Below are 13,950 nucleotides of genomic sequence, written 5' to 3' on the forward strand. Positions count from 1 at the left end.
ATCTTGTTTGGGGCCGATTCGGGTCAGGTCATGCCGTTGCGGCTGGCCAGTTCGACGAACAGGCCGGAGTGGTCCAGATCGGTCAGGCCGTGCTCGATGCCACTGGCGTAGAGCGATTCGAACAGGGCGGTGACCGGGGCATCGAAGCCGATGTCCTGGGCGGTGTCCAGGGCGTTGCGCATGTCCTTGAGTTGCACCGACATGCGCGCACGCGGGGCAAAGTCACGCTCGACCATGCGTTGGCCGTGCAGTTGCAGGATGCGGCTTTCGGCAAAGCCGCCGCCGATGGCTTCGCGCACCTTGGCCATGTCGGCGCCGCCCTTGGCCGCAAACAGCAGGGCTTCGGCCACGGCGCCGATGGTGATGCCGACGATCATCTGGTTGGCGAGCTTGGCCAACTGGCCGGCGCCATGGGGGCCCACATGGGTGGCTCGGCCAAACACCTTGAAGACGGGCAGGGCGCGTTCGTAGTCGGCGGCGCGCCCGCCCGCCATGATGGCCAGCGTGCCTTGTTCCGCCCCGACCGTGCCGCCCGAGACCGGCGCATCCAGGTGGGCCACGCCCCGTTCGCTGAGTCGGGCCGCATGGTCGCGTGCTTCGGCGGGCTTGATCGAGGCCATGTCCACCACCAGGGTGCCTGGGCGCATGGCGGCGGCCGCCCCTTGGCGGAAAAGCACGTCGCCGACCACGCTGCCGTTCTCCAGCATGCTGACCACGAGGTCCGCCTGGGCCACTGCGGCGCCAGGGCTGTCGTGCACGGTTGCGCCAAAGGGTTGTACGCGCTCGGCCTTGTCGCGGCTGCGATTCCAGACGTGGACGGCATAGCCGGCTTCGCAAAGGCGGCGAGCCAACGGGAAGCCCATGAGGCCGATGCCGAGCACGGCGATGGTGGGTTGGGAGGTGGGGGTGGCGGTGGTCATGGGCTGAAGCTGTGGATCGAACAGGGGCCCGTGGGGGCGGTTTCCGGGAACGAGCCACAGAGAGGGCCCGTCCAATACCCTGAATGATCGGACAATTTGCCCCCGGTTCGCTGTCGGGGGGCTGTCAACCCGGTGCCGCGCAGGGCTTCAGGCGCCCTGCGCGGCCCTGGTTTACATCAGCAGATGTTCGCCTGCGTTGTCTCCGCCCAGGATCACGTAGTTCACCTTGCGGATGTCCATCAGCTTCTTGCCACCCGAGTAGCTGATCGAGCTTTGCACGTCCTGCTCCATCTCGATCAGGGTGTCGGCCAGTTGGCCCTTGACGGGCTCCAGGATGCGCTTGCCTTCCACGTGGCGGTATTCGCCCTTGTTGAAGTCGGAGGCCGAGCCGTAATATTCCTTGTAGAGGCGGCCATCCACCTCGACGGTGGCGCCTGGGGATTCTTCGTGGCCGGCCAGCATCGAGCCGATCATCACGAAGGTGGCGCCAAAGCGGATGCTCTTGGCGATGTCGCCATGTTCGCGGATGCCCCCGTCGGCAATGATGGGTTTGGTGGCCACGCGGGCACACCACTTCAGTGCCGAGAGCTGCCAGCCGCCGGTGCCAAAGCCGGTCTTGAGCTTGGTGATGCACACCTTGCCTGGGCCGATGCCGACCTTGGTGGCGTCGGCACCCCAGTTCTCGAGGTCGATGATGGCCTCGGGTGTGCCCACATTGCCGGCGATCACAAAGGCCGTGGGCAGTTTGGCCTTGATGTGGCCGATCATGTTCTTCACGCTTTCGGCGTGGCCGTGCGCAATGTCGATGGTGATGTATTCGGGCACCAGACCATCGGCAGCCAGGGTGTTGACGGTCTCGTAGTCCGGCGCCTTGACGCCCAGCGAGATCGAGGCAAATGCGCCTTGCTCGTGCATCTCCCGCACGAACTTCACGTTGTCGATGTCAAAGCGGTGCATCACGTAGAAATAGCCGTGCTGCGCCAGCCACAGGCAGATGCTTTCATTGACCACCGTCTTCATGTTGGCTGGCACCACCGGCAGGCGGAACCGGCGTCCGCCCAGCTCGACGCTGGCGTCGCACTCGGATCGGCTCTCCACGCGGCATTGGCGCGGCAGCAGAAGGATGTTGTCGTAGTCGAAAATTTCCATGAGAAAACCAAGCTCCAGAAGGGTCGTTGAAAAACGATTGAGCGCTTGGCTTGAGACCGGCCTGATGGGCGCAGGCATCGTGGATGCCGGCCAGCAGAAACCGGGCGCAAGAATCTTGGGCCCGGTGATTGATTCTATCGACCTGCCCCGCTTTCAGGGGCGTTTTTGCATACGGTTTCGCTTATGGCCAGCATACGCCCGTGGGCATCCTGTACCCAGCCCAGCAGCCGCAGCCGTTCGGGGTTGGCTCCCTCAGGGATGCGCATGGCGCGCAGGTCGCGCCAGGGTTTTTGGCCTGCGCGGGGCAGTTCGAGGTTCAGGCTGTTGCGCACCAGAAGCCGGGCCACGGGTGAACCCTCGGTGCCCGCCGGCAGGGCTTCGACCAGCAGCAGCCAAAGGCTTTGACCTGCTTGTCGGTGGTGCGATTGCCATTGCACCGACGTTCCGATGTAGTCGTTCACGGCCTGTCCCTGGGCCACGCGCAGATGGCCTTGCCGGGGGGCTGGGGCGTGTGATTTTTCAAGGGCAGCCGATGTGTTTTGTCGCACGGCCTCTTCGGTGAGGCCCCAACTGGGCAAGCGCTCCAGGCTGTCGCGGGTGGCTGCGGCGGACAGCGGAGCTTCGTCGCCTTGTTCGGCGGAGGGCACGATCCAGTCCACCGCCACGGTGCCCGCCGGGATGGGCAATCCCGCCGCGCCCCAGCAGTCGGCACATTGCGCCGACAGAAAGCGCTCGCGCACGGCACGCGGGCTGACCTGGTCATCGCTGCTGCAGGTGGATTGAGCCTGGGCCGCGGCACCCGCCAGCAGGGTGGTCAGGGCCGCCAGGCCGGCGAGGGCGGGGGCGCGAAGAAACATGATGCAACTCCAGGTCGGGTGAGTGCCCGATGGTCGCACAGGCGGTCCGGCCCTTGCCGGGCCGGGCTTACTCGGGTTTCACGTTCGCGCGGCGGACCACGTCGCCATACACCACCAGGCGATCGGCCATCATTTTTTCGAAGTCCTTGGGCGACATTTCCTCGGGGACGATCACGCCACGTTGCTTCAGGGTGTCCTGCATTGCAGCGCTGGTGGCCACCTCGCGCACGGCCTTGTACAGGGCCTGCACCACCGGGGCCGGGGTGTTGGCCGGCGCGGCCAGCCCGGTCCAGGAGGTCTGGTTCAGCCCGGCGTGGCCCAGTTCGGTGAAGGTGGGCACGTCAGGCAACTGAGCCAGTCGGGTGGGTGAGGCCACGGCCAGGGCGCGCATCTTGCCGGCCTGGATGTGGGGCAGCATGATCACCAGGTTGTCCAGGGCAAACTGCACCTCGTTGCTCAGAATGGCCGTGATCAGCGGCGAGCCGCCCTTGTACGGCACGTGGGTGGCCTTGATGCCGGTGTTGAGCATCAGCATCTCGACGTTCAACTGTCCCATGCTGCCGGCCCCTGCCGAGCAGAAGTTGAGCTGGCCTGGGCGTTCCTTCACGTAGGCCAGAAACTCCTGGAAGGTGCGCACCGGCAGGCTGGGGTGTACCACCAGCACATTGGGCTGGCGGCCCAGGATGGCGATCGATTCGAAATCCTTGATCGGGTCGTAGCCCAGCTTGGGCTGCACCAGCGGGTTGGCCAGGTGGCTGCTTTGCGAAGACACCACCAGGGTGTAGCCGTCGGGCTTGGCGCGCGCCACGAACTGGCTGCCGATCGAGCCGCCGGCCCCCGGTTTGTGGTCGATCACGATGGGCACGCCCAGCAGGCGCCCCAGCGGGTCGGCATAGGTGCGGGCCATCACGTCCACCGACCCGCCCGGCGGGAAGGGCACGATCAGGTTGATCGGGCGCGAGGGGTATTTGTCGCCGTCGGCCAGGCTGGCCAGCGGGTTGGACAGTGCGGCCAGGCCCAGGCCACCGGCCAACAGGCGGCGGCGTGGCATCAGGGGCAGTGCAGACAGGGGGGTGTGCTTCATGGGGTGGGCTCCAGTTCAGAGGCTAAAAATCAGGTCAGGTCAGCCCGAGCACCGTCAGTGCCAGGGCCTGGGCGCGGGGCACCAGGGTGTCGAGCAGGCAGAACTCGCGTTCGCTGTGGGCGTAGCCCCCCACGGGGCCCAGGGCGCACAGGGTCGGGATGCCCATCGATGAGGTGATGCCGCTGTCGGCCGCACCCCCGGTGAATTCGCCCTCGACCGCAAAGCCGGCTTCGGCGGCACTGCGCTGGTACAGCTGCAGCAGCGGCGCCGGGGTGGGGGCCATGGGCAGGGTGCTGTGTTGTTCGATGATGCGGCCGCGGGTGCGCTCCAGGCTGGGGGCTTCGATGATCTGGCGCACCGTCTCCAGCAGACGCGGCAGGTCGGTGTCGGCGGTGTAGCGCAGGTCGAGCTGGGCGCGGGCCAGCGGGGCCACCACATTGGCCGCCATGCCGCCCTCGATGTGGCCCACATTGGCCGTCACACCGTCTTCCCGACCATTGAGGGCGTGCAGGGCCACGATTTTGAGCGCCAGCGCGCCGATGGCACTGGCGCCCTGGGCCGGGTTGATGCCGGCGTGAGCGGCCACGCCCTCCACCTCGAACACGGTCACGCACGAGCCCTTGCGCGAGGTCACCACATTGCCGCTGATGCGGCCGGGCTCGGCATTGAGTACTGCGTGGCAGCCCTGGGCGGCCTGGCGGATGGCGCCGCGCGTGGCGGGCGAGCCGATCTCTTCGTCGCACGAGAAGAACAGTCGCAGCGGCCGGGGCGCGCCGCCGCTGCGGGCCAGGGCCTGGGCCACCCAGGTGTGCAGCACCAGGCCTGATTTCATGTCGGCCACGCCGGGGCCGAAGGCCTTGCCGTCTTCCACCCGGTAGGGGCGGGCGGCGGCGGTGCCGGCCGGAAACACCGTGTCCATGTGGCCCAGCAGCAGCACCGGGGCGGCCTGGGGGTCTTGCCCGGGCAGCTCGGCCTGCAGGCAGGCGCCGTAGCCGGGCTGGGTCAGCCATTCGGTGCGCCAGCCGGCCTGCTCCAGCGGCGCACGCAGCAGGCTGGCCACTTGCTCAATGCCGGCGCTCTGGCGGCTGCCGCTGTCGGTGTTGACGATGCGCGCCAGCATGGCTTCCATCTCGCCGCGCTGGCTTGCCAGCCAATCGCAGACCTGGCGGCGCTGTTCGGCATTGGAAGGGGCTTGGGCCGGGGTAGAAGGGACTTGAGTCATGGCGTGTTTGAAATAAATATTTCACAAATCATATTCATTGCAATATTTATTGCAATGCCATCGCTATGCTTGGCCCCGCCGTCCGTTGTTTTTTGAGAGACCGACATGCTTCTGACCGAGCGCCTGGTGCGCCATGCCAACACCCTGACCGCCAGCGAGCGTGCCCTGGCCGACGGCCTCATGCGCGGCTACCCCGACAGCGTGCTGGACTCGGCCAGTGCCATGGCCGCCGCGGTGGGCACCAGCGCCTCGACCGTGGTGCGCCTGTTTGCCAAGCTGGGCTATGCCAGCCTGGCCGAGGTGCGGCGCGAGGCGCGTGGTGTGGTCAGCACGCGGCTGCACTCGGCAGGACAGCGGGCCAGCGCCACCCTGGGCGCGCACCGCAGCCTGCATGAGTGCATCGACGACGCCTTGCTGCACGACCAGCACAACCTGGCCGCCACCCGTGACGGCATTGACTTGCCGGTGTTTGCCAAGGTGGTGGAATGCCTGAGCCAGCCCCGAGGGCGCCTGTTCGTGATGGCCGAAAAGAACAGCGCCCCGATCGGCGCCTACCTGGTGGCCCACCTCAACATGTGCCGCCCTGGCGTGCACGACCTCAGCGCCGGGGCGCCGGCCGTGGTCGACAAACTCTTGTGGGTGGAGCCGCCCGATGTGCTGCTGGTGTTCACCATCCGGCGGTACTCCGCCAGTGCGCTGCACGCGGCCCGGCATTTCCGGCGCCAGGGCTGCGAGGTGCTGGCCCTCACCGACGGCCCGGCCGCCCCGGTGATTGAGCACGCCAGCCACTGGTTGCAGGTGCACACCGCCAATGCCTCGCCCTTCGACTCGTACACCGCGGCCTTCTTTTTGTGCAATGCACTGGTCAGCGCCGTGGCCCAGGGCCGCAGCGAGGCGGTAAGCCAGGCCTTGCAGCGGCGCGATGAGCTCTGGCAGGGCTTCCAGAAGGACCTGGTGCTCGACCCGATCCGGCCGCCCAACCCCGGCCGTTGAGCGCGGCGCCGCCCACCTGAGTGCGGCTTTCTACAATGACGCCATGTCCCCGCAAAATTCCCTGTTCGACGCGCCGGCGCCCGCCACCCCTGCGCCCGCCGCGATGGCCTCGCCGCTGCTGGCCCAACTCAATGACGAACAACGCCAGGCCGTCACCCTGCCGCCTGAGCACGCGCTGATCCTGGCCGGGGCCGGATCGGGCAAGACCCGGGTGTTGACCACCCGCATCGCCTGGCTGCTGCAGACCGGCCAGGTCACGCCGGGCGGGCTGATGGCGGTCACGTTCACCAACAAGGCCGCCAAAGAGATGCTGCTGCGCCTGGGCGCCATGCTACCCGTGAACGTGCGCGGCATGTGGATCGGTACTTTCCACGGCCTTTGCAATCGCTTTCTGCGTGCGCATTGGAAGCTGGCCAACCTGCCGCAGAGCTTCCAGATCCTCGACACGCAGGATCAGCTTTCGGCCATCAAGCGGCTGATGAAGCAATACAACGTCGACGACGAGCGTTTTCCGGCCAAGCAGACCCAGTGGTTCATCTCGGGCTGCAAGGAAGATGGCCTGCGCCCGGCCATGGTCGAGGCCCGTGATGAGGAAACCCGCAAGAAGGTCGAGATCTACCAGCTCTATGAAGAGCAGTGCCAGCGCGAGGGCGTGGTCGATTTTGGCGAGCTGATGCTGCGCAGCTACGAGTTGCTGCGCGACAACGACCCCGTGCGCGAGCACTACCAGCGGCGCTTCCGCCACATCATGATCGACGAGTTCCAGGACACCAACAAGCTGCAGTACGCCTGGATCAAGATGCTGTGCGGCGAGGGCAATGCGGTGCTGGCCGTGGGCGACGACGACCAGAGCATCTATGCCTTCCGCGGCGCCCGCGTGGGCAACATGGCCGATTTTGTGCGCGAGTTCCAGGTGCGCCACCAGATCAAGCTCGAGCAAAACTACCGCAGCTACAGCAACATCCTCGACTCGGCCAACGAGCTGATCAGCCACAACAAGAAGCGCCTTGGCAAAACCCTGCGCACCAACCAGGGCCCGGGCGAGCCGGTGCGGGTGTTCGAAGCCAGCAGCGATTTCGCCGAGGCCACCTGGATGATCGACGAGATCAAGAACCTGATCCGGGATCAGGGCAGCGAGCCCGGTTTCGAGCGCAAGGAGATTGCGGTGCTGTACCGCAGCAATGCGCAAAGCCGGGTGATCGAAACCGGCCTGTTCAACAACGGCATCCCCTACCGCGTGTACGGCGGCCTGCGCTTCTTCGAGCGGGCCGAAATCAAGCACGCCCTGGCCTACCTGCGCCTGTTGGAGAACCCCAACGACGACACCAGCTTTCTGCGCGTGGTCAACTTTCCGCCCCGTGGCATTGGTGCGCGCAGCATCGAGCAGTTGCAGGACGCGGCCCGGTCGGCCGGTTGCTCCCTGCACGATGCGGTCAGCGCCCTGAGTGGCAAGGCGGGCACCAACATCGCTGCCTTTGTGGCCCGCATCGACGTGATGCGCGAGCAGACCGAGGGCAAGACCTTGCGCGAGATCATCGAGCTGGTGCTGGCGCAGAGCGATCTGGTCGAGCACTACAAGGCCGACCGCGAAGGCGCTGACCGGCTGGAAAACCTGGAGGAACTGGTCAACGCCGCCGAAAGCTTTGTCACCCAGGAAGGCTTTGGCCGCGACGCCGTGGCCATGTCGGCCGAGCAGCAGGTGGCCACGCTCAGCCAGTCCCTGACCCAGTCACCGGCCAGCCAGGGCCTGGACCTGAGCCGCCCGCTGATCCAGGCCGACGACCCGCTGCCGCCGGATGCCGAGACGGGCGAAACCCTGTCGCCTTTGGCCGCCTTCCTGACCCACGCCGCCCTGGAGGCCGGCGACAACCAGGCCCAGGCCGGCCAGGATGCGGTGCAGCTCATGACCGTGCACTCGTCCAAGGGGCTTGAATTTGATGCGGTGTTCATCACCGGGCTCGAAGAAGGCCTGTTCCCGCACGAGAACTCGATGAGCGATTACGAGGGCCTGGAGGAAGAGCGACGCCTGATGTATGTGGCCATCACCCGGGCCCGCAAACGCCTGTACCTGAGCCATTCGCAAACCCGCATGCTGCACGGCCAGACCCGCTACAACCTGCGCAGCCGCTTTTTTGAAGAGTTGCCCGAAACCGCACTCAAGTGGCTCACGCCCAAGCAGCAGGGGTTCTCGGCACCCTCCGGGGGTGGTTTTGGGGGCGGTTTTGGCGGAGGGGCCCGTTCGGGCGGTGGTTCATCGTTCGGGGGCTCGCGCAGCAGCCTGCCCGATTTTTCGTCCTACACCGCGGCGGCGCCGGCCCCGCTGCCACCGCAAAAGGCCGAACCGCCTCAGGGCCTGCGCGCCGGCATGCGGGTGTTTCACAACAAGTTCGGCGAGGGCCAAGTGCTCACGGTGGACGGCAGCGGCACCGATGCCCGGGCCCAGGTCAACTTTCCGCGCCACGGCGTCAAGTGGCTGGCGCTCAGCGTGGCCAAGCTGACCGTGATTTGACCCGGCCTCAGGCGCTGGTGTCGACCACCGGCGCCTGCAGCGCAAAGCAGTCGCGGAAGGTGAACACCAGCGACGCAAAGAACATGGCCAACAGCACCAGCATGGCCACCATGACCAGCGTGCTGCCGATCAGCGGGCCCAGCAGGCCGCCCACCACACTGGCCAGCAACAGCCCGGTGGTCAGCACGCCCATCCAGGCCAGCCCGAACATCGTGAAGGCCCCCTTGTTGCGCCAGCAGGCCACCAGGCTGAAGAACAGGCTTTTCACGGGGGGCACGTGGTCCCAGTGCACCAGCGCCGGGGCATGCCAGAACAGCAGCGACAGCGGCAGGTAGCCCAGGGTGAACAGCCACATCGCGCCCAGAAAGCGATCGTCATTGAGCAGGTCGGCGCTGATGCGCCCACCCACCAGGTAGAGCTGGGCGAACTGCCCGCCATCGAGCAAGGCCGTCAGCCCCAGCAGGCCCACAAAGCCGGCCGCATACAGGGCGCCCAGCACCAGCATCGAGCGCATCTGCTGGTGGCCGGCACGAAATGCCGTCACCAGGATGGTGGGCATCGGAAAGCGCCCGCGCGAGGCCTCATGGCTGGCCGCCATCATGCCCAGGGTGGCACCGGGGATCAGCACCAGGGCCAGCACGCTGCCGATCCAGGGCAGGATCGTGCACATCGAGATCACGGCCATGAACATGAAGAACAGGCCAGACAGGGCGATGGGCTGCTTGAAAAAAGCCCTCATGCCCTGTTTGACCCACAAAAGGCCGGTGCGTGCAGGAACGATGTTGAGTTTCATGGGGGGCTCTGAGGCTCAGGGGCGCCAAGGGGCAGCGATGCGCTCGCGCAGCACCCGCTCGAAATGGGTCGGGTCGTGCGGCTTGAGCATGGCGGCCTCGCGTGGCAGGTGAAAGTCCCACAGGCGTGAGATCCAGAAGCGCAAGGCACCCGCCCGCAGCAGGGCCGGGAACAACGCCCGCTCGGCCGCCGTGAAGGGGCGGACCGCCGCATAAGCCTCGACGAAGGCCTGCGCCCGAGCGGCGTCGTGGTGGCCGCTGGCCAGGTCGATGCACCAGTCGTTCAGGCACACCGCCACATCGAACAGCCAGCTGTCCACGCCTGCAAAGTAGAAGTCGAAAAAGCCGGTCAGGCGCTCACCGTCGAACATCACGTTGTCGCGGAACAGGTCGGCATGCACTGGTCCACGCGGCAAGGCCGCAAAGTCAGCTGACGCGGCGGTGTGGTTCTGAAACGCCAGTTCGGCCTTCAACAGGTCGGCCTGTGCGGGCTCCAGGTAGGGCAGCACCACGGGCACGGTTTCGTTCCACCAGGGCAGGCCGCGCAGGTTGGGCTGCTGGCGATCGTAGTCGCGCCCCGCCAGGTGCATGCGGGCCAGCATGTCGCCCACCGCCGCACAGTGCACCGCCTGGGGGGCCAACTGGCTTTTGCCCTGCAGGCGGTTGACCACGGCCGCCGGCTTGCTGCACACCTGATGCAGCACCTCACCGCGGGCGTCGGCCTGCGGGTCGGGCACCGGGATACCCGCCTGGGCCAGGTGCTTCATCAGGTACAGGTAGAACGGCAACTGTTCGGCCGTCAGGCGCTCGAACAGGGTCAGCACATAGTGATTCGCCACGCCATCGTGCTCGGCACTGGCAAAGTAATTGGTGTTTTCAATGCCGCCCTCGATGCCACGCAGGTCGGTCAGCTCGCCCAGGTTCAGGCGGCGCATGAGTTTCTGTGCCTCTTCGCGAGAGACTTCGGTAAATACAGCCATCGGTCGAAAAAATGGGTTTCAGAACTTGAACACGTTCCACACGCGCTGACCCAGCGGGCCGTTGTTGCCCTCCAGCGTCAGGGGGCGGGCCCGCGAGCCGTCGTTGGACAGCACTTCGTACTCGGGCAACTGGCTGCCCTTGGGTTGCACGGTCACGCTCTGGGTGTGGCCGCCGTAGCGCACTTCGTCCACTTTGCTGCCACTGTCTTCGACATGGATGTGCTGGATGCGCTGATCGCCCTTCTGGGCTGCGGGAGCGGCGGGTGCCGTGGCGGCCGCTGGCGTGGCCGGGGCCTGGGCCTGGGCCCGCGCCAGCGGGCCGCACAGGAGGGCTGCCGCAGCAGCCAGCGGGTAAATGAGAGAAAGGGTAAGGGCGCGCATGGACTTGATTGTAGGCAATGCACAATCGCGTCCATGCAAGACGAAGCCCACGACCCCGCCGAACAAGCCACCGCCGAGACCGGTTCCGCTGGCAATGCCGCCAGCGCCCCGCCCACCCTGCTGCTGGTGGACGGCTCCAGCTACCTTTACCGCGCCTTTCACGCCATGCCCGACCTGCGTGCCGTGCCAGGTGACCCGGGCAGCCCGGCCACCGGGGCCATCCGCGGCATGATCAACATGATGCAGAGCCTGCGCAAGGAGGTGCCTGCCGACTACGCCGTGTGCATCTTCGATGCCAAGGGCCCCACCTTTCGCGACGAGATCTACCCCGAGTACAAGGCCCAGCGCGCGCCCATGCCCGACGATCTGCGCAGCCAGATCGAGCCCATCCACGAGGTGGTGCGCCTGATGGGCTGGACCGTGCTCGATGTGCCCGGCGTCGAGGCCGATGACGTGATCGGCACCCTGGCCGTGGGCGCTGCCCGCCAGGGGCTGACGGTGGTGGTGTCCAGCGGCGACAAGGACCTGTCCCAGTTGGTGAACGAGCACATCACCATCATTGACACGATGAACGGCAAGAAGCGCGATGTGGCTGGTGTCACCGCCGAGTTCGGCGTGCCGCCGTCGCTGATGATCGATTTTCAGGCCCTGGTGGGCGACACCGTGGACAACGTGCCCGGCGTCCCCAAGGTGGGCCCCAAGACGGCGGCCAAGTGGCTGGCTGAGTACGGCTCGCTGGAGGCCCTGATGGCGCGGGCCGGTGAGATCAAGGGTGTGGCGGGCGAAAACCTGCGCAACACCCTGGGCTGGCTGCCCACCGGGCGTCAACTGGTCACCATCAAGACCGACTGTGATCTGCAGGCCTGGGTGCCCGGCCTGCCCGACTTCTCCACCCTGGCCCTGCGGGCGCCGCAAAACGAGCCCCTGCGCACGTTTTACGAGCAATATGGCTTCAAGGGCCTGGCCCGCAACCTGGGCGGGGCCGCTGTGGCCGCGCCGGCCCTGGCCAAGGCCAAGGCATCCTCCAAACCAGCCTCGGCGCCTGCCGATGAGGGTGGCACTGGTGATTTGTTCGCCGATCCGGCCCCGGCGGCCGAGGGCGATGCGGTGGCCGTGGCCAACGAGCACTACGAAACCGTGCTCGACTGGCCGGCCTTCGAGCGCTGGCTGACCCTGCTGCAAAGTGCCGAGCTGTGCTCCATTGACACCGAGACCTCCTCGCTGGATGCCATGCGCGCCGAGATCGTGGGCCTCAGCCTCAGTGTGCAAGAGGGCGCCGCCGCCTATGTGCCCCTGGGCCATGACTACCCCGATGCCCCGGCCCAGTTGCCGCGCGACGAGGTGCTGGCCCGACTCAAGCCCTGGCTGGAGGACGCCAGCCGGCCCAAGCTGGGCCAGCACATCAAGTACGACCGCCATGTGTTTGCCAACCACGGCATCGAGGTGCAGGGCTATGTGCACGACACCATGCTGCAAAGCTACGTGCTGGAAGTGCACAAACCGCACGGCCTGAGCAGCCTGGCCGAACGCCATGTGGGGCGCAGCGGCCTGAGCTACGAAGACCTGTGCGGCAAAGGCGTGCACCAGATCCCGTTCAGCCAGGTGGCCATCGACCGGGCCTCGCAGTACGCCTGCGAGGATGCCGATCTGACCCTGGCCGTGCACCAGGTGTTGTGGCCGCAGCTGCAGGCCCTGCCACGCCTGCGCGAGATCTACGAGCTGGAGATCGCCAGCAGCGAGGCGCTTTACCGCATCGAACGCAACGGCGTGCTGATCGACGCCCCCACCCTGCAGCAGCAAAGCCATGACCTGGGGCAGCGCATCCTGCAGCTCGAAACCGAGGCTTACGAGATCGCCGGCCAGCCTTTCAACCTGAGCAGCCCCAAACAGTTGGGCGAAATCTTCTTCGACAAGCTGGGCCTGCCGGTGATCAAGAAGACCGCCACCGGCGCCCGCAGCACCGACGAAGAGGTGCTTGAGAAGCTGGCCGAAGACTACCCGCTGCCGGCGCGCATCCTGGAGCACCGCAGCCTGTCCAAGCTCAAGGGCACCTACACCGACAAGCTGGCCCTGCTGGCGCTGCCGCGTGACGGCCGTGTGCACACCCACTATGCGCAGGCGGTGGCCGTGACCGGACGCCTGTCCAGCAACGACCCCAACCTGCAGAACATCCCCATCCGCACGGCTGAGGGCCGGCGGGTGCGCGAGGCCTTCGTGGCCCCGGCAGGTCGCCTGATCGCCAGTGCCGACTATTCGCAGATCGAGTTGCGCATCATGGCCCACCTCAGTGGTGACGAGGCCTTGCTGAACGCCTTCCGCGAGGGCCTGGACGTGCACCGTGCCACTGCGGCCGAGGTCTTCGGCGTGGCCCTGGAGCAGGTCAGCACCGAGCAGCGCCGCTATGCCAAGACCATCAACTTCGGCCTGATCTACGGCATGAGCAGCTTTGGCCTGGCCAAAAGCCTGGGCATCGAGACCAAGGCCGCTGCCGCCTACATCGACCGCTACTTCCAGCGCTACCCGGGCGTACGCCGTTACATGGACGACACCCGCGCCCAGGCCAAGGCGCAGGGCTATGTCGAAACCGTGTTCGGCCGTCGCCTGTACCTGCCTGAGATCAACTCACCCAACGGCCCGCGCCGCGCTGGCGCCGAGCGCGCGGCCATCAACGCGCCGATGCAGGGCACGGCCGCCGATCTGATCAAGATGAGCATGGTGCAGGTGCAGAAATTGCTTGATGCCGAGCAGCGCGGCACCCGCATGATCATGCAGGTGCACGACGAATTGGTGTTCGAGCTGCCAGAGTCCGAGCTGGACTGGTTGCGCCAGGCCATCCCGGCCGTCATGGCCGGTGTGGCCAGCCTGCAGGTGCCGCTGCTGGCCGAGGTGGGCGTGGGCCATAACTGGGACCAGGCCCACTGAGTGAGATCAGGGTGGGCGCTGGGCGCGCAAAAATGAGAGAAATGCTCATTTGTCGCGTTTCATTGGTAAGGGCCTGTTAACATCGATTTCGCATCGGGCGCAATCAGTGTCAACGGGGCCTGCTATCGGGCAATTCGGCACC

General features: G+C 66.5%; 11 protein-coding genes. 3 read left to right on the forward strand and 8 right to left on the reverse strand.

Going from position 1 to position 13,950, the window contains the following annotated elements; all coding sequences use genetic code 11:
* Positions 1-23 precede the first annotated feature (23 nt).
* From AC07PT_RS07395 to AC07PT_RS07415, 5 genes are all read right to left on the reverse strand, one after another.
* Complete coding sequence (locus AC07PT_RS07395) at positions 24-920, reverse strand: NAD(P)-dependent oxidoreductase (RefSeq protein ID WP_494656307.1); 897 nt, start codon at positions 918-920, stop codon at positions 24-26.
* A gap of 171 nt (positions 921-1,091) precedes the next feature.
* Complete coding sequence (locus tag AC07PT_RS07400) at positions 1,092-2,069, reverse strand: GMP reductase (RefSeq protein WP_494656308.1); 978 nt, start codon at positions 2,067-2,069, stop codon at positions 1,092-1,094.
* Between the two features lie 134 nt (positions 2,070-2,203).
* Positions 2,204-2,926 carry a hypothetical protein gene (locus AC07PT_RS07405; RefSeq protein WP_494656309.1) on the reverse strand — a complete coding sequence of 241 codons (723 nt, stop codon included), beginning with the start codon at positions 2,924-2,926 and terminating at the stop codon, positions 2,204-2,206.
* 67 nt (positions 2,927-2,993) lie between these two features.
* Positions 2,994-4,010, reverse strand: a complete 1,017-nt coding sequence (locus AC07PT_RS07410; protein WP_492346715.1) for a Bug family tripartite tricarboxylate transporter substrate binding protein — start codon at positions 4,008-4,010, stop codon at positions 2,994-2,996.
* A gap of 34 nt (positions 4,011-4,044) precedes the next feature.
* Entirely contained in the window at positions 4,045-5,232 is a 1,188-nt protein-coding gene (locus AC07PT_RS07415) for a M20 family metallopeptidase (protein WP_494656310.1), read from the reverse strand.
* A gap of 105 nt (positions 5,233-5,337) precedes the next feature.
* Here AC07PT_RS07415 and AC07PT_RS07420 point away from each other — a divergent pair, with 105 nt between their 5' ends.
* Both AC07PT_RS07420 and AC07PT_RS07425 read left to right on the forward strand, forming a co-directional pair.
* A complete protein-coding gene (locus AC07PT_RS07420) occupies positions 5,338-6,225 on the forward strand; it encodes a MurR/RpiR family transcriptional regulator (protein WP_494656311.1) in 888 nt (295 codons plus the stop codon).
* Positions 6,226-6,268: 43 nt separating this feature from the next.
* Positions 6,269-8,734 (forward strand): UvrD-helicase domain-containing protein, encoded by a 2,466-nt coding sequence (locus AC07PT_RS07425; RefSeq protein WP_494656312.1) that lies wholly within the window; start codon positions 6,269-6,271, stop codon positions 8,732-8,734.
* A gap of 7 nt (positions 8,735-8,741) precedes the next feature.
* Here the strand turns inward: AC07PT_RS07425 and AC07PT_RS07430 are convergent, their stop codons facing one another.
* Genes AC07PT_RS07430 through AC07PT_RS07440 form a run of 3 tightly spaced genes read right to left on the reverse strand, consistent with a single transcriptional unit; the run spans position 8,742 to position 10,886 of the window.
* Entirely contained in the window at positions 8,742-9,527 is a 786-nt protein-coding gene (locus tag AC07PT_RS07430) for a BPSS1780 family membrane protein (protein ID WP_492346719.1), read from the reverse strand.
* A 15-nt stretch (positions 9,528-9,542) separates the two neighbouring features.
* On the reverse strand, positions 9,543-10,505 hold the full coding sequence (locus AC07PT_RS07435; RefSeq protein ID WP_494656313.1) for a homoserine kinase: 963 nt from the start codon (positions 10,503-10,505) through the stop codon (positions 9,543-9,545).
* Positions 10,506-10,523: 18 nt separating this feature from the next.
* The gene (locus AC07PT_RS07440) at positions 10,524-10,886 is read right to left on the reverse strand and encodes a hypothetical protein (protein WP_494656314.1); all 363 of its coding nucleotides are present in this window, start codon (positions 10,884-10,886) and stop codon (positions 10,524-10,526) included.
* A 33-nt stretch (positions 10,887-10,919) separates the two neighbouring features.
* On the opposite strand from AC07PT_RS07440, the gene polA reads away from it, so the two are divergent.
* Positions 10,920-13,808 (forward strand): DNA polymerase I, encoded by a 2,889-nt coding sequence (polA, locus tag AC07PT_RS07445; RefSeq protein WP_494656315.1) that lies wholly within the window; start codon positions 10,920-10,922, stop codon positions 13,806-13,808.
* Positions 13,809-13,950: the final 142 nt, after the last annotated feature.

This window comes from Curvibacter sp. GW821-FHT09D12, from assembly GCF_059416245.1.

Bases quoted from the DNA above. Each gene is read 5' to 3' on its own strand.
- AC07PT_RS07435 (WP_494656313.1), bottom strand. From the start codon at position 10,505: ATGGCTGTATTTACCGAAGTCTCTCGCGAAGAGGCACAGAAACTCATG.
- AC07PT_RS07405 (WP_494656309.1), bottom strand. From the start codon at position 2,926: ATGTTTCTTCGCGCCCCCGCCCTCGCCGGCCTGGCGGCCCTGACCACC.
- AC07PT_RS07440 (WP_494656314.1), bottom strand. From the start codon at position 10,886: ATGCGCGCCCTTACCCTTTCTCTCATTTACCCGCTGGCTGCTGCGGCA.
- AC07PT_RS07410 (WP_492346715.1), bottom strand. From the start codon at position 4,010: ATGAAGCACACCCCCCTGTCTGCACTGCCCCTGATGCCACGCCGCCGC.
- polA (WP_494656315.1), top strand. From the start codon at position 10,920: ATGCAAGACGAAGCCCACGACCCCGCCGAACAAGCCACCGCCGAGACC.
- AC07PT_RS07400 (WP_494656308.1), bottom strand. From the start codon at position 2,069: ATGGAAATTTTCGACTACGACAACATCCTTCTGCTGCCGCGCCAATGC.
- AC07PT_RS07420 (WP_494656311.1), top strand. From the start codon at position 5,338: ATGCTTCTGACCGAGCGCCTGGTGCGCCATGCCAACACCCTGACCGCC.
- AC07PT_RS07395 (WP_494656307.1), bottom strand. From the start codon at position 920: ATGACCACCGCCACCCCCACCTCCCAACCCACCATCGCCGTGCTCGGC.
- AC07PT_RS07415 (WP_494656310.1), bottom strand. From the start codon at position 5,232: ATGACTCAAGTCCCTTCTACCCCGGCCCAAGCCCCTTCCAATGCCGAA.
- AC07PT_RS07425 (WP_494656312.1), top strand. From the start codon at position 6,269: ATGTCCCCGCAAAATTCCCTGTTCGACGCGCCGGCGCCCGCCACCCCT.
- AC07PT_RS07430 (WP_492346719.1), bottom strand. From the start codon at position 9,527: ATGAAACTCAACATCGTTCCTGCACGCACCGGCCTTTTGTGGGTCAAA.